Annotated in this window: 17 protein-coding genes and 1 tRNA gene; 8 read left to right on the forward strand and 10 right to left on the reverse strand. The window is 40.8% G+C overall.

Translation table 11 applies throughout. The annotated features are described in order from the left end of the window. Positions 1 to 41 precede the first annotated feature (41 nt). From rodA to leuS, 8 genes are read right to left on the reverse strand one after another with little or no spacing between them, the layout of a single operon-like run. Positions 42 to 1130, reverse strand: a complete 1089-nt coding sequence (gene rodA / locus J3L16_RS06895; protein WP_207612164.1) for a rod shape-determining protein RodA — start codon at positions 1128 to 1130, stop codon at positions 42 to 44. Then, positions 1127 to 3046, reverse strand: a complete 1920-nt coding sequence (gene mrdA / locus J3L16_RS06900; protein WP_207612165.1) for a penicillin-binding protein 2 — start codon at positions 3044 to 3046, stop codon at positions 1127 to 1129. Before mrdA ends, rodA begins: the two co-directional genes overlap by 4 nt. Before the next feature lie 3 nt (positions 3047 to 3049). Continuing rightward, entirely contained in the window at positions 3050 to 3520 is a 471-nt protein-coding gene (gene rlmH, locus J3L16_RS06905; RefSeq protein ID WP_207612166.1) for a 23S rRNA (pseudouridine(1915)-N(3))-methyltransferase RlmH, read from the reverse strand. Positions 3521 to 3530: 10 nt separating this feature from the next. Further along, positions 3531 to 3848 (reverse strand): ribosome silencing factor, encoded by a 318-nt coding sequence (rsfS, locus tag J3L16_RS06910; protein ID WP_207612167.1) that lies wholly within the window; start codon positions 3846 to 3848, stop codon positions 3531 to 3533. Positions 3849 to 3858: 10 nt separating this feature from the next. Next, the gene (gene nadD, locus J3L16_RS06915; protein ID WP_207612168.1) at positions 3859 to 4515 is read right to left on the reverse strand and encodes a nicotinate-nucleotide adenylyltransferase; all 657 of its coding nucleotides are present in this window, start codon (positions 4513 to 4515) and stop codon (positions 3859 to 3861) included. Continuing rightward, complete coding sequence (holA, locus tag J3L16_RS06920) at positions 4516 to 5532, reverse strand: DNA polymerase III subunit delta (protein WP_207612169.1); 1017 nt, start codon at positions 5530 to 5532, stop codon at positions 4516 to 4518. A 17-nt stretch (positions 5533 to 5549) separates the two neighbouring features. After that, the gene (gene lptE, locus J3L16_RS06925) at positions 5550 to 6047 is read right to left on the reverse strand and encodes an LPS assembly lipoprotein LptE (protein ID WP_207612170.1); all 498 of its coding nucleotides are present in this window, start codon (positions 6045 to 6047) and stop codon (positions 5550 to 5552) included. Then, on the reverse strand, positions 6047 to 8644 hold the full coding sequence (gene leuS / locus J3L16_RS06930) for a leucine--tRNA ligase (RefSeq protein ID WP_207612171.1): 2598 nt from the start codon (positions 8642 to 8644) through the stop codon (positions 6047 to 6049). Before leuS ends, lptE begins: the two co-directional genes overlap by 1 nt. Positions 8645 to 8830: 186 nt before the next feature. Here leuS and J3L16_RS06935 point away from each other — a divergent pair, with 186 nt between their 5' ends. Further along, complete coding sequence (locus tag J3L16_RS06935; protein ID WP_207612172.1) at positions 8831 to 11248, forward strand: ATP-binding protein; 2418 nt, start codon at positions 8831 to 8833, stop codon at positions 11246 to 11248. Positions 11249 to 11251: 3 nt separating this feature from the next. Here J3L16_RS06935 and yhbY read toward each other — a convergent pair whose 3' ends face one another. Continuing rightward, positions 11252 to 11548 carry a ribosome assembly RNA-binding protein YhbY gene (yhbY, locus tag J3L16_RS06940; RefSeq protein WP_207612173.1) on the reverse strand — a complete coding sequence of 99 codons (297 nt, stop codon included), beginning with the start codon at positions 11546 to 11548 and terminating at the stop codon, positions 11252 to 11254. Positions 11549 to 11944: 396 nt separating this feature from the next. Between yhbY and ftsH the strand changes: the two genes are divergently transcribed. From ftsH to J3L16_RS16270, 7 genes are all read left to right on the forward strand, one after another. Further along, on the forward strand, positions 11945 to 13885 hold the full coding sequence (ftsH, locus tag J3L16_RS06945; protein WP_207612174.1) for an ATP-dependent zinc metalloprotease FtsH: 1941 nt from the start codon (positions 11945 to 11947) through the stop codon (positions 13883 to 13885). A gap of 64 nt (positions 13886 to 13949) precedes the next feature. Next, positions 13950 to 14765, forward strand: coding sequence for a dihydropteroate synthase (gene folP, locus J3L16_RS06950; protein WP_207612175.1), 816 nt, complete (start codon positions 13950 to 13952; stop codon positions 14763 to 14765). Between the two features lie 23 nt (positions 14766 to 14788). Beyond that, positions 14789 to 16129 carry a phosphoglucosamine mutase gene (gene glmM / locus J3L16_RS06955; RefSeq protein ID WP_207612176.1) on the forward strand — a complete coding sequence of 447 codons (1341 nt, stop codon included), beginning with the start codon at positions 14789 to 14791 and terminating at the stop codon, positions 16127 to 16129. Between the two features lie 83 nt (positions 16130 to 16212). Then, on the forward strand, positions 16213 to 16959 hold the full coding sequence (gene tpiA, locus J3L16_RS06960) for a triose-phosphate isomerase (protein WP_242698720.1): 747 nt from the start codon (positions 16213 to 16215) through the stop codon (positions 16957 to 16959). 1 nt (position 16960) lies between these two features. Next, a complete protein-coding gene (secG, locus tag J3L16_RS06965; RefSeq protein ID WP_207612177.1) occupies positions 16961 to 17335 on the forward strand; it encodes a preprotein translocase subunit SecG in 375 nt (124 codons plus the stop codon). A gap of 12 nt (positions 17336 to 17347) precedes the next feature. Then, positions 17348 to 17433, forward strand: a tRNA-Leu gene (locus J3L16_RS06970). A gap of 299 nt (positions 17434 to 17732) precedes the next feature. Next, a complete protein-coding gene (locus J3L16_RS16270; protein ID WP_207612178.1) occupies positions 17733 to 19991 on the forward strand; it encodes a sensor domain-containing phosphodiesterase in 2259 nt (752 codons plus the stop codon). Between the two features lie 179 nt (positions 19992 to 20170). On the opposite strand, the gene J3L16_RS06980 is transcribed toward J3L16_RS16270, so the two are convergent. Further along, a complete protein-coding gene (locus J3L16_RS06980; RefSeq protein ID WP_242698721.1) occupies positions 20171 to 20761 on the reverse strand; it encodes an arylesterase in 591 nt (196 codons plus the stop codon). Positions 20762 to 20800 lie beyond the last annotated feature (39 nt).

A 20800-nucleotide genomic window follows, 5' to 3' on the forward strand; every position in this document is an offset into this window, starting at 1 on the left:
AAAAAGCCATATATAACAAAGACAATTTTTATGCATATTTGTCATCGTGATAACAGCCGTTTTTGTGTTCCGATAGACATGATGATACCAAACCCAGCGAGCAGAGTTACCATTGAAGTACCGCCAAAACTGACCAAAGGGAGAGGAACACCTACGACTGGGAGCATTCCCGATACCATGCCCATGTTTACAAAGACATAAACAAAAAAGGTCAATGTAATACTTCCAGCAAGTAACTTACTGTAAGCATCTTGCGCACGGGCTGAAATAATTAATCCTCGGCCTATGATATAAAGATAAATAGCCAAAAGGGCTAAAACACCAAGTAAGCCGAATTCTTCACTATAGACTGCAAAAATAAAGTCGGTATGACGTTCAGGTAAAAATTCTAATTGTGATTGAGTACCATGTAACCAACCTTTTCCCTCAAGGCCACCAGATCCAATAGCAATTTTTGATTGAATTATATGGTAACCCGTATTGTGAGGGTCGCTTTCAGGGTTCAAAAAAGTAAGCACCCGTTGTTTCTGGTACCCCTTCATTAAAAAGAACCACATAATAGGAAGAAACGCACCTAGCAATAGCGAAACATAACCAATGAGTCGCCATCTCATGCCGCCTAAAAATAAAACGAAAAGTCCACTACATGCAATAAGTAACGATGTTCCCAAATCGGGTTGTTTAGCAATTAGAATGGTAGGAATACAGACAAGTATAAAACCCACTGCGATATGCTGTGTTTTAGGGGGTAAGTCAAATTTACTAATGTACCAAGCAATCATCATGGGAACAGCCAGTTTCATTATTTCCGAAGGTTGAAACCGAATGACTTTCAAGTCAAGCCAGCGCTGAGCGCCTTTTCCCACATCGCCAAATAATATAACGGCAACTAACATTGCTACGCCTACAACAAAGGCATACACGGAAACCCGTCTGTAAAATGAAGGCGGAATTTGCGCTAAAATGAACATGCCAGTTAGGGCGATACCTAACCGTGTGGTTTGTCTTTGAATTAAACCAATATCTTGACCGCCAGCAGAATAGATAGTGATTAATCCCACAGACATAAGAACAAGTAACCCAACGAATAACCATAGGTCTATATGTAATGCATTGAAGAACTTTCTCATTCTTTGGTGTACTCCAAGACCGATTTTTTTTCTTCAGGAGAATAAACGTATTCATCGGCTAATGGGTATAGCTCGAAGAAGTAGTCCATCATTTTACGGGCAATTGGTGCCGCATTTGCGCTGCCACCGCCAGCATTTTCAAGTACAACAACAATAGAGACTTTAGGTGCGTTGTAGGGAGCAAAGCCAACATACATGGCATTGTCTTTAAGGTGCGCTGCGACATTTTTTGCGTCGTATTTTTCGTTCTGAGCTACGGTAAATAGTTGGGCAGTTCCGGATTTACCTGCAGATTGATAAGATGACGTTTTGAATGCTCTAAACGCAGTTCCGTGTTCGCGGTTTACTACGCCATACATAGCATCAATTACTATGTCCCAGTTTTTTTCATCAACTACGGGAATAGGGCGTAACGTTTTAGGGAGATCTATCTTGTCTTCATTTTCCATTTTTGTTCCACGTATTATTTGTGGAATATAGCGTTCGCCACGGTTTACTAAGGTGTTGATGGATTGTACGATCTGAACTGGCGTAGCGGTCCAAAAACTCTGGCCTATGCCTACGGGAATAGTATCACCTATGTACCAAGGTTCGTTAAACCGGGCTCGTTTCCAACCTCGACTTGGCATATTTGCATCAGATTCTTCATATAAATCGATACCGGTATAATCGCCAAAACCGAACTCGTTCATATACGCGCTCATTTTATCAATACCAGTACGGTACGCTAAATCGTAATAGTAAATGTCACAGGACACTTCGATTGCTTTGGTGACATTGACATCGCCATGTCCCCATCGTTTCCAATCTCGCCAAACGTGGTTTACTTTGGGCAATCGGTATTGACCGTTGTCTTTGATTGTTTCGTCGGGCGTAATGATTTTTTGTTCTAAACCCAGTAGTGCCAAATGAGGTTTAATCGTTGACGCTGGAGGGTATTGCCCTTGTGTCGCTCTGTTTATTAACGGTCGGTTAGGAGAGCTGAGTAATGCAGAGTAATTTTTATTACTTATACCGTGTACAAATAAATTGGGGTCATAACTTGGATTGGAATACAAAGTATAAATGCCGCCTGTTTCAGGGTCTGACATAACAACTGTGCCTCTTTTTCCATCTAATAGCTCAGCAGCTTTTTCATGTAAACGCACATCTAAATTTAGAATAATGTCTTGTCCAGGTTCTGGCGGCGTTGCATCTAATACTCGAATTATTCTGCTAGCACTGTTCACTTCAACCTGCTGGTAGCCAACCTTGCCATGAAGCTTTGATTCGTGAAAACGCTCTACACCTAACTTTCCGGTATCGTAGGTTGCTTTGTAGTTTTCTTCTTCACCCGCTTCGACAATTTTTTGTAAGTCCTTTTTATTGATTTTTGCAACATACCCTAGTGCATGGGTCATAATTTCGCCAAATGGATAGTGGCGAGAGAGTCGAGCCTCTACTGAAACACCAGGGAATAAATGTTTGTGCGCAGAAAAAATAGCGACATCTTCTTCACTGAGTAGTGTTTTTAATGCAATGGGTTTGAATCGGCGTTGGCCATCTCTATTTTTGTGAAATCGCTCTACTTGTTCGTCAGCAATAGATAAAAGTGTTTGTAAACGAGATATAGTGTCATCTAAATCAGAAATAGATTCGGGAACCAGCTCTAAACTAAAAACAGGTCTATTTTCAGCGAGAATAACGCCATTTCTATCATAAATAAGTCCGCGGTTAGGGGCTACAGGGAGAACTTTTATTCTGTTTGTATTTGAACGTGTTTGAAAGGCTTCGTGTTTTTTGACTTGCAAAACGTACAAATTACTAATTACCGCCAGCAGAATACAGACTGCACCAATAAAGGCGACAAAAGCACGGCGGGTTACCAAGTTTGCTTCGGCCGTGTGGTCTCGAATTGTTTGACGCTTAATAGGCACCCATTATTCCCTGTGATACGGATGATTTTGAGTAACAGACCAAGCCCGATAAAGGCTTTCTGTTACGATAATTCTAACCAGAGGGTGAGGTAAAGTCAGGGCCGATAGAGACCAGCGTTGCTCTGCTGCGCTAATACACTTTGGGGATAACCCTTCAGGCCCGCCAATCAATAATGCAACGTCTCTACCGTCCATTTTCCAGCTGTCTAGTTGTTTCGCTAGTTGATTGGTATCCCATGCTTTACCTGTTACCTCTAGGGTAACAATGCGTTTGCCGTCACCAATGGCGGCTAACATAGCGTCACCCTCCATTGCTGTTATGCGGGCAATATCCGCATTTTTTGTTCGTCTTGCGGGTGTTATTTCTTTGAAAACAACGGGCATGTCGCTCGGGAAGCGTTTTATAAAGGCATCTACGCCTTCTTCAACCCATTTGGGCATCTTATTGCCCACAGCGACAATTGTTATTTTCATAGTAAAATACTTAACCCCAGAGTTTTTCTAGCTGATAAAAATCTCTGGTTTCATCTTGCATTACGTGCACAATGACTTCACCCAAATCGACTAATACCCATTCTCCGGAATCTTTCCCTTCAACGCTTAATGGAGGCATTCCGGCTTGTTTGCTTTCAGAAACGACATTGTCTGCAATAGACATTACATGGCGTTTTGAATTACCTGAGCAAATTACGAGAGTATCCGTTATTGAAGAGCGTCCGGTGACGTCAATAACCACTACGTCTCTTGCTTTCATGTCTTCAATTTTGTCGATGGCAAATGCTTTTATGTCAGTTGGTAGCAATTTAGCTCCTTTACTCTGAGGTATATAATGTATGTTTAAAAATGTACTTCGCTACCGATTCGGGTAGCCAATTACGAGCTGATTCTGGCTGCTCGGCAATCATTTGTCGAATAGCACTGGAAGAAATGGTCACTAATGACGAGTTGCATAAATAAATATGCCCATTGGGTGTATTGTGCAACGTATTTACATCATCTATTAATCTAGCGTTTAACCATTGATTAAACTCAATATTATCCCGCAGGTAATTACCTTCTCTGCGCATAACCACCAAATGACAATAGTTTGTAATCGTCTGCCATTCTTTCCATTTATATAAAGTATACAGTGAATCTTCGCCAAGTAGAAAACATAGGGATGAATTTGTTCCGTATTTTTTACGTAAGTGTTTTAGTGTGTTTACGGTAAAAGAAGGGCGGGGAAGATTAAGCTCTGTTTCATCAAGATTCAGAGTTACATTTTTTTGTTTTTTATTACTGTCATCACAAACTAAATTTAACATCGCAAGTCGATGCTGTTGTGGTGTTGCTGTTAGCGCTTTTAGCGGAGATTGAGCGCAGGGAAGTAACGCAACTGAGTTTAAGTTTATTTCTTTAGCTGCATTAACTACACATTGGCTGTGGCCTATGTGGGGCGGATCAAAACTGCCACCATAAAACCCTAGCACTTATGCTTCCCAGCCTAACTGAATTAAATTGGGATGGATAAACAACAAACATAAATAACTTAACGCTACATAGGGGCGCATTACCACTTTACTTTTAAATGTGCTGTCGGCGTAAGACAGGGTATCACCCAGTTGTTTCAAATCATTTATTGATAAACGGGATAGGGCCGATTGGTAAATAGACTGCCTATTTCCCCAAATACGAAATTTATTCCAATTTATTGCGCCTGACGTTAATTTTAACTCTGTTAATGTTTGCCACTCTTTTGCTAATGCCCAGATTACAATAGCGGGTTCTAGCCCTTCACTTTCAAGTGCGAGAAGCAACTTGGTGGTTTTTTTCCCGTCGCCTGCTAAAAAGGCGTCAACTAATTGAAATACGTTGTATCTGGATTGATTCACCACTGCATTTTCAATATCAGCTAATTCAATGGTTTTATTAGGGAAGTTGAGTGCGAGTTTGTCGATTTCTTGCGCCCCTGCTAGCATATTTCCTTCGCAGTATTCGGCTAATAAAGAAGATGCATCAGCACTCAACTGGCATTGTTTAGTTTGTGCTAGATTGACTAGCCATTGGCTCAATGCTCTCCCTTCGAGAGGGTAGCAAGGCGTAAACGAACCTAAAGAACTAGCTTGTTTAAACCATTTTGTATTTTGTACGTCTTTACCTACTTTAGGCCCATGAATGATAAGCAGTGTATCGGTAGATAATGTATCGAATATCGACAATAAGGTTTTAGAGCCATCTTTACCTGGTTTACCTGTCGGTAATTCAAGCTCAATTAGCTGTTTAGCACTAAACAGCGACATGGTTTGAGTGGCGTCAATAAGTGACGACCATTCAAATTCCTTATCCGCTACGAAGGTTTTTCGCTCATCAAAACCTTGTGCTAACCCCGCTTTTCGAATTTGATCAATGCTTTGATATTTTTGGTAAGGCTCGTCACCAAACACAAGATAAACTGAAGCCAGCGTTCGATTTAATGCGGCTTGAAGTTTATCTGGGTAAATTTGCATAAGTGATAAAACTCGTTTTACGGCGCTTGGCTTGAAAGTAAACGAATGATTCTGTCCGCGGCTTCTTGACGCACTTCCGATAGCACAACCTCTAATTCTCTGGATTTCGCTAGTACTTGGTCGGGGTCATCTTGATATTCCCTTAATACTTCAACATAGCCGTTAACCGGAGCCGAATCGGGGAAAGACACAGTGTAGTTCACCGAGTAAATCAATTCATATTCAGCAACCTGACCGGTAGAAAATATAGATAGTAAGCGGCGTTCTAAATCTTCAGGTTGAAGTGTGATCTGCACCGTAGAATTATCTGTTTGTTGCGTTGTAATTTCACTTAACTGATAGATTTTTAATCTGCTTGATAAGGCTCTCGCTAATTTAGATTGTAAATTGGGAGAGATAATACTCACTCCCTCAATACCTTCTGGCAGAGGGGGAGATTGGCGCAGCTGAAAACCGCACGCTGTTAACTCCAACACTACCAGTACGAGAAATAACGGTTTGAATAAGTTATTCATTAGTTCGCTACTATATTCACAAGTTTACCCGGTACAACAATAACCTTTCTTATGGTTTTCCCGTCGGTAAAACTGACTACATTCTCTTGCGATAATGCAGTCGCTTCTATTTGCTCTTTGGCGGCATCGGCAGCAACAGTAATTTTGGCTCGTACTTTTCCGTTTACCTGCACAACAATAAGCTTTTCGCTTTCTGTCATAGCGGCTTTATCGACTACAGGCCATTTAACACTTTCGATGTCAGTCGTGTGGCCAAGAGCTGCCCATAATTCGTGACAAATATGAGGCGTGATCGGGTTGAGCATTTGTACCAATGCGTTGACGGCTTCGCCCATAATAGCAATGTCTGAATCACTTTCTTGAGGTGCTTTTTGTAGGTGATTCAACAATTCCATAATGGCAGCAATAGCCGTGTTAAAGGTTTGTCTGCGACCCAAGTCGTCAGTCACCTTAGCAATGGTTTTGTGCAGTTCGCGTCTCAGTGCTTGTTGATTCTTATTCAAGCTGGCTGCGTCGAATGTTAGGGTTACATCAGGCTTGCGCTCGATATGGTCTTGAACCAATTTCCAAACGCGTTTTAGGAAGCGATTCGAACCTTCAACTCCTGAGTCAATCCATTCAAGAGTTTGCTCTGGTGGCGCAGCAAACATAGTAAATAGCCTAACTGTATCAGCGCCATATAGGTCGATAACTGCTTGAGGGTCGATGCCGTTGTTTTTCGACTTAGACATTTTTGTCATGCCGCCGTGAGTAACAGGTTCACCATCTTTATTCCAGGTTGCACTTACTATGCGGCCTTTTTCGTCTTTCTCCGTGGTGACTTCAGCAGGTGAAACCCAAGTTTTTTTGCCTTTTTCATCTTCGCGATAAAATGAATCGGCTAAAACCATACCTTGGCACAACAAACGCTTATAAGGCTCGTCACAATCTACTAAACCTTCGTCTCTTAACAACTTGTGATAAAAGCGAGAATACAACAAATGTAAAATTGCGTGTTCTATGCCACCTACATATTGGTCTACGGGTAGCCAATAATTAGATTGGGCTGGGTCTAGCATCGCATTTTCGTTACCTGCAGAACAATAACGAGCGTAATACCATGAGGACTCCATAAAGGTGTCAAAGGTATCGGTTTCTCGTAAAGCCGCTTGCCCGTTAAACGTGGTTTTTGCCCATTCTGGGTCCGCTTTAATCGGGGATGTCACTCCATTCATTTGCACATCTTCAGGTAGAACGACAGGTAAATCTTCTTTTGGAACTGCAACGGCAGTACCGTCTTCAAGATTGAGTATTGGAATGGGGGAACCCCAGTAACGCTGACGACTAACTCCCCAATCACGCAATCGGTAATTCACTTTCTTTTTACCACAACCTTTGCTTTCTAATGATTGAGTAATGCCATCAAACGCGGCTTGAAAATCCAAACCATCGAACTCACCAGAATTGATCAATTCGCCTTTTTCTGTGATTGCTGATTCTGATAAGTCACTTTCAGTGCTTGCTTTAACCACTTGTTTTATCGTTAGGCCGTATTTGGTTGCGAACTCCCAATCTCGTTGGTCATGACCGGGTACAGACATAACCGCACCACTGCCGTAATCCATTAATACAAAATTCGCAACCCAAACAGGAAGCCTTTCACCGGTAAATGGATGAATTGCATAGAGACCCGTTGCAACCCCTTTCTTTTCCATCGTTGCCATATCAGCTTCGGCCACTTTGGTGTTTTTTTCGTTTTCGATAAACGATGCAAGTTCAGCGTTAGTTTGTGCAGCATGCAGTGCGACTGGGTGTTGCGCAGCAACGGCTAAATACGTTACGCCATATAATGTGTCGGGACGGGTAGTGTAAACACTTAAAGATTCGTTGCCTTCAATGGAAGATTCAAGATCAAAGGTGATTTCTGCACCTTCAGAACGACCAATCCAGTTTGCTTGCATTGCACGGACTTGCTCAGGCCAGTCTTCCAACTGTTCTAAATCATCAAGGAGTTCTTGAGCGTAATCAGTAATTTTTATAAACCACTGAGGGATTTCTTTTTGTTCGACAACGGCACCCGAGCGCCACCCTCGACCATCGATAACCTGTTCATTCGCTAATACTGTTTGGTCGATAGGATCCCAGTTTACTGTTGATAACTTTCTGTAAACCAATCCTTTTTCATATAAACGAGTGAAGAACCATTGCTCCCATTTGTAATAGTCGGGTTTGCAGGTTGCAACTTCACGAGACCAATCGTAACCGAACCCCAACGATTTAAGCTGGCCTTTCATGTATTCAATATTTGAATAGGTCCATTTAGCCGGCGCTGTATTATTGTTGATAGCGGCATTTTCTGCTGGTAGACCAAAAGCATCCCAGCCCATGGGCTGCATTACATTTTTACCTTGCATACGCTGAAAGCGACTGATTACATCACCAATAGTGTAATTCCTTACATGGCCCATGTGTAAACGGCCACTAGGGTAAGGGAACATAGACAAGCAGTAGAATTTTTCTTTGTCTGGGTTTTCTTCAGTTTTAAAATGCTGCGCGTCTTCCCAGCGCTGTTGAATATTTTTTTCTATTTGCTGGGGTGTATATTGGTGATCAGTCATTTATCGTGTAATTCCAGAATGTTTATAATGTTTTTCGCTCTATATCCTATAGAATAACTCAGGCAGACTGTTCGCCTCAATTGTTTTGATAGGTTTTCGCACTTTGTTTATGAAGAAAAGATAAGATCGCTTTAATAAGAACGCGAAAAATGTAAGTTTCACTGAATTAAAGAATGATAAATTAATATGACTCAAACTTTCACGGCAAAGCCTTTAGCACTCGATGCCGTTGCGCCAACTATTCCTAAAAAACACATTCAACAAGCACTAAAAGACAGTGATGCCCTTGATGCAACCTTCATTGGACAAAGTCGAGCGAGGGAAGCGTTAGAGTTTGGATTAAACATTAATACCAAAGGTTACAATCTTTATGTGATGGGTGAACAGGCGTCCGGCCGTCATTCTTTGGTATTGGAGTATATTCGTCAGCACGTTTCCACAGATAAAGTTCTCGACGATTGGTGCTACATCAATAATTTTGATGAACAAAGAGAGCCTTTTGCATTAAAAATGGGTGCTGGAGAGGCAAAAGCCTTTGCTAAGGACTTAACACAATTAATCGATGCTTTACTCGATACCTTCCCCGCTGCGTTTGACAACCCCAGTTACCAGCGTAAAAAAGCGTCGCTAGGAAAAGAGTTTGAACGCCGATACGATAAGGTTATCAGCGAGATAGAGGCGTTGGCTTTTGTTCAGAATGTAGCGTTAAAAGAAGAGGATGGAGCGGTGACGTTTTATCCTGTTGTTGATGGAGAGCCTATTGATGACCAAAGCCTTGGTAATTTACCAGAAGAACTAAAAGAACAATTTACCCAAGCCATCGACTCATTAGAAGATGAGCTAAACGAGCGGCTGATTTCTTTACCCGTTTGGAAAAGAGAATTATCTGAAAAACTGCGGGAGTTAAATAAAAACACGGTCGAAATGGGAATTAAGCCGTTGTTGAAAGAGCGAGAACATCGTTATGCGAATAATTTAGGGGTGCTAAAGTATTTGCGAAAAATGCGTACACCCTTAATTGACGCCATTATCAACTTGAGTTTAGAAGAGAATAAAGAAGATAAACTCGACGATGTTGAAAAACGCGGTTTATTAGAAGAGCATTTTTTGCCCAATGTGGTAGTAGGTAATAAAGTCGACGATGGTGTACCCGTTGTTTATGAAGCGAATCCTACCTATCAGAATTTGTTTGGCCAAATAGAATATACCCATGCCAGCGGCTCGCCATTTACTAATCATAGAATGATCCATCCAGGTGCGTTGCACAAAGCAAATGGTGGTTTTTTACTTATAGAAGCTGACAAGTTGTTAATACAATCTCATGTATGGGATGCGTTAAAGCGTGCTATTAAATTTGGAAAGCTAAAAATTGACGTGAATCAGCACGAAATCGGTATGGTCAATGCGATTTCTCTATCGCCCCAAGAAATCGATTTAGATGTGAAAATAATATTGATGGGGTCTCGCGAACTTTACTACAACCTGCAAGATTACGACGCTGAATTTGACGAGTTGTTTCGAGTCTTAGTGGACTTTGACCATGAAATACCCGTTACAGCAAAAAATGTGAAAGATTTTGTAGGTCGTTGTCGATTACACGCAAGTAAAGTGGGTCTGGAAAATATAGATGTTCAAGCTATGTACCGCCTTGTTGAATATTCTTTGCGTATGGCTGAACACCAAGAGAAACTATCTGCTCGATTTGCAGATGTACTTGAGTTAATCAATGAAGCAAATGTATTTGCACAGAAAAGGGCAGGAAAAGGCCTAGAAAAAGAAGCAGAAAAAGCCACGTTAAAATTAAAACACATAGAAGCTGCGCTCGATGCTAAAAAACGACGAACGGGTCGTGTTAGTAGTAGCTTATTGGACGACATTAAAGAAGGCCATGTGTTAATTGCTACTGACGGAAGTGCTGTGGGTACGGTCAATGGGTTAACGGTTCTTGAAGTTGGGGATACTGCATTTGGTACGCCTGCGCGTATCACATCCACAGTGTATGCCGGTGCTAACGGCGTGGTTGATATTGAGAGAGAAGTCGAACTCGGGCAGTCTATTCACAGTAAGGGCGTCATGCTGTTAACTGGTTACCTAGGACATAAATTTGCAAAAGATTTTCCGTTAACCTTGTCTGCAAATATTGCATTAGAGCAAAGCTACGGTTATATCGATGGTGATAGTGCATCCTTAGGTGAGTTAATCGCATTGATTTCAGCCATTACGGATATACCTGCTTTACAGAGCTTGGCGGTGACTGGATCTATTAACCAATACGGTGAGATACAAGCCGTTGGTGGCGTAAATGAAAAAATAGAAGGCTATTTTGATTTGTGTTTGCATCGAGGGCTAAACGGTCAGCAGGGCGTCGTTATTCCTGAATCCAATAAAATTAATTTAGTACTCAATAAGCCAGTGATGAACGCAATTCAAAAGGGAGAGTTTACGATTTACGGGGTATCGAATGTGAATGAAGCATTGGAGTTATTTATGGGGCGTGAAGCCGGTAAATTATCACCGCGAGGTAGGTATCCTAAAAATACAATTAACTACCATGCGGTGAAACGCCTGCACAATATCGCGAATATCGTCAATGGCACGGAGTGAGAGTTACTTCTTTGGTAACTCTATTTTGCATTCTTCGCTTTGGCGATATAACACTAAAACATGACCGATAGTTTGTAATTTTACTGCTTTAGTTTCTCTGATGATTGCGTCCATAATGAGTGCTTTTTCTTCTCTATCATCAGAAGGAACTTTAACTTTGATCAATTCGTGGTGGTCTAGTGCGCCTTCAATTTCAGCAAGTACACCTTCAGTAAAACCATTAGCACCAAGTTGTACTACAGGCTTTATCGTATGAGCTAGGCCTTTAAGGAATTGCTTTTGTTTCGTTGATAATGTCATTTAATCTATCAGTTAATTAGCGGGACTTGCACAGCGTTAACAAATTCTCGCTATGATTCCCTTGAAAAACGATTATTCTACCGCCATATCATCAATAAGCCTAATAGCAATATTAAAGAATCGCTAAAAAAATGGATCTTAGGTAGCGTAGAGTCATTAAAATTAGGTATTGCAACTGTATTAAGCGGTATTGGTAATCTTAACTTAGCTATTCGCTTAGCTTGTTTGGTGGCAGAATAAAAAATCGAACCCCATGATGAAATTCATAGCGATAAGGTTTATTCGGTAGCAAGTAGTTACAAAAATTAGCAATAATTATTCACCCAAAATTCAGTTAAACGCGTTATACTCATGACACAACGTCGTGGATAAATGAAACATTAGAGGTTAAAAGCATTGAGCGACATGGCAAAAAATCTAATTTTATGGCTGATTATAGCAGTCGTACTTATGTCGGTATTCCAGAATTTTTCACCTGGCGAATCGTCAAAATCTCAACTGGACTACACAACCTTTATTAAAGAGGTTAATCAAGGTTCAATAAGAGAAGTTACCATTGACAACGATGCAAGAGAGATCCGTGGTATAAGACGCTCGGGCGATAGTTTTGTCACGTATATTCCTTACTATGACGAAAATTTAGTGAATGACTTGGTTAAGCAAGATGTTCGCTTAAATGGTTTACCTGCAGACAAACCGTCAATACTCACTACCATTTTCATTTCTTGGTTCCCGATGTTGCTATTGATTGGTGTATGGTTCTTCTTCATGCGTCAAATGCAAGGCGGTGGTGGCCGTGGTGCAATGTCTTTTGGTAAGAGTAAAGCAAGATTATTAAGTGAAGACCAAATTAAAACGACATTTGCTGACGTTGCAGGTTGTGATGAAGCAAAAGAAGAAGTCGGTGAATTAGTAGATTTCCTTAGAGACCCATCTAAATTCCAAAAGCTCGGCGGTAAAATTCCAAAAGGTATTTTGATGGTAGGTCCTCCTGGTACAGGTAAAACCTTATTAGCTAAAGCTATCGCAGGTGAAGCTAAGGTTCCTTTCTTTAGTATTTCAGGTTCAGATTTTGTAGAAATGTTTGTTGGTGTTGGTGCGTCACGTGTACGGGACATGTTTGAACAAGCAAGAAAATCTGCACCATGCATTATATTTATTGACGAAATCGATGCTGTTGGTCGCAAGCGTGGTGCTGGCCATGGTGGTGGACATGACGAGCGCGAACAAACGCTAAACCAAATGTTGGTTGAAATGGACGGATTTGACGGCCATGAAGGTATCATTGTAATTGCCGCAACAAACCGTCCTGATGTGCTAGACCCTGCATTGTTAAGACCTGGTCGTTTTGATCGCCAAGTCACAGTTGGTTTGCCTGATATTCGCGGTAGAGAGCAAATTCTTAAAGTACATATGCGTAAAGTTCCAGTTGGTGACGATGTCGAAGCATCATTGATTGCTCGTGGTACGCCCGGTTTCTCTGGTGCTGATTTAGCTAACTTGGTCAACGAAGCGGCTTTGTTTGCTGCACGTAGTAACTCTCGTGTTGTTTCGCAAGAGCAATTTGATAAAGCCAAAGACAAAATCATGATGGGTGCAGAGCGCAAATCTATGGTGATGTCGGAAGAAGAAAAGACCAATACCGCTTATCACGAAGCTGGGCACGCTATTGTTGGGCGTTTGGTGCCTAAGCATGATCCAGTGTATAAAGTATCGATTATTCCTAGAGGAAGAGCCTTAGGGGTAACTATGTATTTACCTGAAGAGGATAAGTACAGTTCATCTAGAGAAGAATTAGAATCGCGGATTGCAACCTTGTTTGGTGGCCGAATTGCGGAAGAAATTACCTTGGGTCAAGCTGGTGTTACGACGGGTGCCTCAAATGATATAGAGAGAGCCACTGAAATAGCCCGTAAAATGGTTACTGAATGGGGCTTGTCTGACAAAATGGGTCCTATGCTTTATGCAGATAAAGATAGAGATATGTTTGCGGGTGGACCAGCAACCTCTATGTCAGATGAAACAATAAAAACCATTGATGCAGAAGTTAGATTGTTAATTGATCGCAATTACGATTTAGCGGAAACCTTGCTTAAAGAGAACATGGATATTCTTGAAGCAATGAAAGATGCGTTGATGAAATATGAAACTATTGACGCTAAACAAATTGATGATTTAATGGATCGCAAAGATGTAAGGCCTCCAGCTGATTGGGATGACAGGTCTTCTGGCGGAAGCAGTGATAATAAGCCTTCAGGCGGCACAACGGTAGATGAAGAAGAGTTGTCTGGCGGAAAGGATAAGCCGGCGGGCAACCCTGGTGATGTTACTCACTAGTAGTAGAGTGAAGTCAACAAAGGCGCTTATTATAAGCGCCTTTTCTATATGGAATTAAAGTTTTATGCTAGGTGATAAATCTCCGCAAGTTATGGGAATAATCAATGTTACCCCTGATTCATTTTCCGATGGTGGTGAGCACAATACGGTAAGTAAAGCCGTACAAGGCGCGCTGAATATGGTTAATGAAGGCGTTCATTGGCTTGATGTCGGTGGAGAATCCACTCGACCTGGAGCCAGTGTTGTATCGGAACAGCAAGAATTAGATCGCGTTATTCCGGTTATTCAAGCATTGAAGCAACAAACATCTACTCCAATTTCTATTGATACAAGCAAAGCAGCTGTTATGAAAGAGGCGGTGAGCGCTGGCGCAAGTATGATTAATGATGTCTGTGCTTTGCAGCAAGATGGTGCTTTAAAGGCGGCTAAAGATTGTAATGTGCCTGTGTGTTTAATGCATATGCAAGGCAAGCCTCAAACTATGCAATTGGCACCTAGCTACGAAAATGTTGTCGACGAAGTATTCGCTTTTTTAATTGATAGAGCGAAAGCTTGTATAGACATAGGTATCGCCAACTCAAATATTTTATTTGATCCTGGATTTGGGTTTGGCAAAAACAGCAATCATAATTATCACTTGTTAAGAAATTTAACTATATTTTCTTCTAAAGGTAATAAAGTCTTGGTTGGCATGTCTCGCAAACGTATGATTGGCGAGGTAACTCAAAGAGATAATGACAATAGGGTAGCGGGAAGTGTTGCTGCTGCGACCTTGGCGATGCATTGTGGTGCGCATATTATTCGAGTACACGATGTACCGCAAACTATGGATGCGCTGAAAGTGTTTAACGCGTTTAAGTATGGCGTTGATAATAAATAAAACATAAGAGATGTGATTAGGTTATGGCAGAAAGAAAATATTTTGGGACCGATGGTATTCGAGGGAAAGTGGGTGAAAGCGCAATTAACCCTGAGTTTGTCACTAAACTAGGCTGGGCAGCGGGTAAAGTGCTGGCAGGGCAAGGTACAAACAAAGTCCTTATCGGGAAAGATACGCGTATTTCTGGTTACATGCTGGAGTCAGCGTTAGAGGCCGGACTCTCTGCAGCAGGTATTAATATTGGTTTACTTGGGCCTATGCCGACGCCTGCAATTTCATATTTGACTAAAACATTTCGTTCCGAGGCGGGCATTGTAATCAGCGCCTCTCATAATCCATATTATGACAATGGGATAAAGTTCTTTTCATCTACAGGATACAAATTAGATGATGAATTAGAATTTGCTATTGAGTCTATGATGGACCAACCCATGACATGCGTTGCTTCTGATAAGTTAGGTAAAGCAAGCCGTGTTGCTGACGCCGCGGGGCGTTACATCGAATTTTGTAAAGGCACATTCCCGTCTGAATTATCTTTAAAAGGCATTAAAATAGTTGTCGATTGCGCTCATGGGGCCACTTATCATATAGCGCCAAACGTTTTATCCGAATTAGGTGCGGATGTCATTGAAATCGGTACTTCACCCGATGGTTTAAATATAAATCATCAAGTGGGGGCAACATCAATGAAGGCGACTGTTGAGGCTGTATTAGAGCACAAAGCCGATGTGGGTTTTGCACTAGATGGCGATGGCGATAGATTAATGATGGTTGATCACAAAGGGAATGTACTCGATGGAGATCAGCTTTTGTTTATTATTGCTCGACACAACCTAATGCGAGGAAAAATGCAAGGTGGTGTAGTAGGTACATTAATGAGCAACCTTGGGCTAGAGTTGGCATTACAGAAGTTGGGTGTACCTTTTGCTCGTAGTAATGTTGGTGATCGCTATGTGTTTGAAATGCTGCAAGCGAAAGGCTGGTTGATTGGCGGAGAAAATTCAGGGCATATTTTAAACCTTGCTGCATCTTCAACAGGAGACGGTATTGTAGCCGGACTACAAGTGTTAGCTGCTATGTTAACGTCGCATATGGACTTATTCAGTTTATCTGCGGGATTTGAAAAGTTTCCGCAAAAATTAGTGAACGTGCGTTATGACGAGAGCAAAGTAAATCCGCTAGAGTCTGAAACAGTAAAAGCGGCTCAATGTGAAGCTGAAGAAGCTTTGGGATCTACAGGTAGAGTGCTGTTGAGAAAGTCGGGAACAGAGCCCCTTATTCGCGTTATGGTCGAATCAGAAAGCGATGCAGACACAATAAAATGGGCAGAAGCTATTGCAGATGCGGTTAAAGCTTCATCATAAAGGCGTCTTTGCTATTTTAATACTTGTATAATCTTGCGTATATCGTTAATATCAGCGCCGCTTTTTGCAACCTAGGTATGACAATGGCGAGAAAGCTTATGGTCGTAGGCAACTGGAAAATGAATGGTTGTCGTCAATATGTAAATGAGCTGACTACAGCATTGAGCTTGCATTGTTTTAATTCGGTAGATGTTGTTGTTTGCCCACCAGCTTGTCTAATTCAATCTTTTGGTAGTATTGATTTTTTATTAGCGGGACAAGACGTTAGTGATTGCAACGACGGCGCATATACGGGTGATATCTCTGCGGCCATGTTGGCAGAGATAGGGTGTGAATATGTGTTGGTTGGTCATTCTGAGCGGCGAGAAATGCATGGTGAAACAAACCAGCAAGTCGCACAGAAAGTACTAAGGGCAATTGAGCAAGGAATAAAACCAATAGTTTGCGTTGGTGAACCGCTTCTTATGAAAGAAGCGAAGGCCGAACAAGATTATATTGCTGAACAATTAGCGCCTGTATTAAGCGCAGTGAATTGTGAGCAACTTGAGCAAGTAGTGTTTGCATATGAACCTATTTGGGCAATTGGTACAGGTAAAAGTGCGTCACCAGAGCAGGCGCAATGTATACATAAGTTTATACGTGATGTAATTTCACGCAAAAGTGAAAGTGCTGCTGAGAAAGTTCGTATTCTTTACGGTGGCAGTGTTAATTTTGATAACGCGCAAGCCTTGTTTGCGCAAGATGATATTGATGGCGGACTAGTAGGTGGAGCAAGCTTAAAAAGCGATAGTTTCACTACAATATGTCGTTATGCCAATGGAGAACATTAGAATGTTTTATCAAGTGCTAATTGTGGCTTATTTAATTGTCGCACTTATGTTAATTGGCTTTGTGCTTATTCAACAAGGCAAGGGTGCGGGTATGGGCGCATCGTTTGGCTCAGGTGGGTCAAACACTGTATTTGGTTCTTCGGGGTCCGGTAATTTTATGACTAAAACAACAGCCGTACTTGCAACGTTGTTTTTTCTTATTAGTTTACTTTTAGGTTCTTTAACTGCAAATAAAGAAAAAGCGGTTGATGAATGGGAAAATCTTGAAGTTCCTGTGGTAGAAGCAAGGCCAACAGACGTTGCTCCTGCAACAGATGATGTTCCAGTGACAGCAGAATCAGCAGGTAACGAAGAATCTGACGTACCAAATAACTAATGTTAAAGTTTTGCGGAAGTGGTGGAATTGGTAGACACGCCACCTTGAGGGGGTGGTGAGCTATGCTCGTGGGGGTTCAAGTCCCCCCTTCCGCACCAAAAATTGAAAAAAGCGCCTTAGGGCGCTTTTTTCAATTTTCACGTGATAAAATCATATTGTGATATATTCAATTGGCGCTTTGCCTACTTCATGCCTAAAGTATTTATACGTAAATTAATTATAACTGTGATAAGTTTATTTTTTTAAGGACTTATTTGTTTATCAATTTGTTTAAAATGATATCAATGTTTTCGATTTATATTCGATATATGAAAGGATTTGTGAGGTTTATATGGGCTTGACGCTCAGGCAGAGTCTTTTTCGGCTACTTTTTTGGAGTATTGTTGTTACCGTTGGAGTGATTCAAATTAACGTTTGGACGGTGACGTCTAGCTTGGTTGAAAAACAACTAGAAAGTAAATTAGACTCTGCTGAAAAAGTGCTAATTCGGCTTCAAGATGAAAAGCATATCCAGTTTCAACACATTGCTATGGCGATTGCGTCAAATAGTCATATGTTACAAGCTATCCTTAGCCGTGATGAAGTTACCACCTCAGATTTATTGTCTTTACACATCGAAGGTACGGGTGCCGATTTCGTAGCAGTTCTCAATAATCAAGGTGAATTCATTTTTAATGAGCCTCAAACGTTTCAAGTTGGAGATGCATTTGAATATCAGCATTTAGTTTTTGACTTACTAGCGGACAACCGCGTAAGCACTAATGGGATTGGAATATTAAATAACGCGCTTTATTATATGACGATAGTACCCATTCCATCGAATGAAAATGATACTGTATTGTTAGCATGTTTTAAGATGGATACAGAGGTTCTTACATCTCTTAAAGAAATAATAAATGCAGATCTGGTCGTTTACAAACAGTCAAAGCACGCTCCCTTTGTTGATGTAGTATCGGCCACAATCGGTGCTGATACGGCGGCTAATCTTGTTATTGAGGGAAGTCATCAAGTTAGTTGGTTTGAAGCTCTATTTCAAACTTCAGACCCTTTTGTCACTAGAGATTTAGTTCTAAGCAAATTTGATAACACTGAACTAAGAGTGACGCTAGTCTTTAACGTTATCGAGCAACACAGCAGTTTTTTCCAATTACAACTATCCATTATTGGAATTTCCATATTGGCGATTATTTTATCTACTGTTATCGCTTTTTTTGTCGCGAGAAGAGTGGTAAGGCCCATGACTTCACTGATTGAAGGTGTGAAGAGGATCGCCTCTGGAAATTATGGAAAAACCCTAGATGTTTCAGGAAAATTACTAGAAATTAAGCATTTAGCTATAGCTTTTGAAACAATGCAAGAGAGCATCGCGAGTCGTGAAAAACATATTTTGTATCAATCTCAGCATGATAATTTAACGTCACTTTTTAACCGAAACTATATCAAGAATACCATTGATAGAAGGTTAGATAACGATGAACATATTCAAGTAATAGGCTTGAATATTATCGGTTTTCGACAGATAAATGATCTTTATGGTTATGAAAATGGTGATGCATGTTTAATTCGCATTGCGGAACGTTTAACTCGCTGGCCTGGTGACGCATCGCGATTATCAGGTAGTGATATATTTTGGATACCTGAATCGCCGTTAGATGATGTTAAATTAGAAACGTTAAAATTTATTTTAGAGCAGCCTGTTGATACCAACGGTTTGACTATCCCTATACGTATAAAAATTGGTGTAATGGATTTACCCGTAGATGCACAAGATGCAGAGCATTTATTTAGGCGTATGAATATAGTGATAGACCAGTCGTCCGACAACACACAATGGTTAATGCGCTATAGCGAAGATTTAGAAAGCTGTTACTTGCGACGACTGGATATTATTACCGAATTAAAAAGAGCGCTTTGGAAAGAGCAATCGGAATTTTCCATGGTTTATCAACCAAAAGTCTGTCTTCACACAAAAAAGGTGACAAGTGTAGAAGCTCTATTACGGTGGAATAACCATAAGTTAGGTAATGTATTTCCAGATGAGTTCATTCCTATTGCTGAACAAGCTAATTTAATTGGAGTCATGACCGAGTGGGTGATGGGGCAAGCAACGGCTGACCTGAAGCAACTCAAATTGCAAGGGTACAACTTGTGTGTGGCTATTAATGTTTCATCTCAAGATATTGAAAATAGAGTATTGCTTACTCGTTTTGCTGATAGATTGGAAGCCTTATCATTAACGCCAAGTGATGTTGAGTTGGAAATTATCGAAAGCGATTTTGTTAGTGATCAAGCGATGGCATCTGAAAAGTTATCCTCTTTGAGGGAGTTAGGATTTAATTTTGCTATTGATGATTTTGGTACAGGCTACTCCTCATTATCTTATTTGAAAAACTTACCTGTAGATACGATTAAAATTGATAAAAGCTTTGTGATGAATTTGGCGTCAAACAAAGAAGATCAAAAAATCGTAAATATTGTTTTGAAGCTTGCACAGTCATTTGGACTAATGGTTGTAGCAGAAGGCGTTGAAGATGAAATGTCTATGGCGTTATTAACTGAATGGGGATGTACCTTGGCTCAAGGTTATTATATATGTAAACCTAAGCCTTTTAACGAACTCATCACTTGGATTGAAGAAAAGCATTACGAAACTTAACTTCTCTTCTCTTCTCTCAGAATGAAGCCTAATAGATTTCGAGTTTTTAATGTCTGAATATATGGAAAGGCGTATGGGGATTTACGCCAACCCAGCAAGGGTAACTCTTTAAAAGGATTGATTAAACAAGCATTAATTTAGACCATTCTAGGGTGATTTAAGACAATGCTTGTATTCAATTAATTTTGAGGCTCTGCCGGAAGGTAAGCTGACAGTCGCTTATACATTAAATCTGCAATTATCGGTTGTGCTGCTTTATTGGGGTGTATACCGTCGTTTTGCATCAATGATTTATCTAGTGCGATATCAGCAAGAAAAAAAGGAAACAGAATAAGGTCGTTGTCTTTTGCCAATATATCATAGCTGTCACCAAACAGCTGAGTATACCGGCTGCCATAGTTTGAAGGTATTTCCATATCCTGTAGAAAAACCTGAGCTCCCGCTTGTTGGATTAATGTGATCATTTTAGCTAAGTTTTTACGCATATCCTGAATGTTTTGCCCTCGTAAACCGTCATTTCCACCAAGCTCCAAAAAAACATGGGTTGGTTGATGTTTCTCAAGTAAACGAGGTAGTCGAGACAAGCTACCTTGAGTGGTATCGCCACTTATCGCAGCATTCACCACATCAATCTCAAAACCGCTCTGTTTGTATTTATTTTCCAGCAAAGTAACCCATCCTTCGGATGACAATAATCCATATGCAGCACTCAAACTATCACCTACAATTAATAGCTTAGTGGTTTTATTTTCAGCTGAAGCCGAAGACATAAAATTCGTTATAATGGCCAAAACAACAAAAAGAACTTT

The organism is Alteromonas sp. 5E99-2, from assembly GCF_017368475.1.
Classification (GTDB): domain Bacteria; phylum Pseudomonadota; class Gammaproteobacteria; order Enterobacterales; family Alteromonadaceae; genus Alteromonas_F.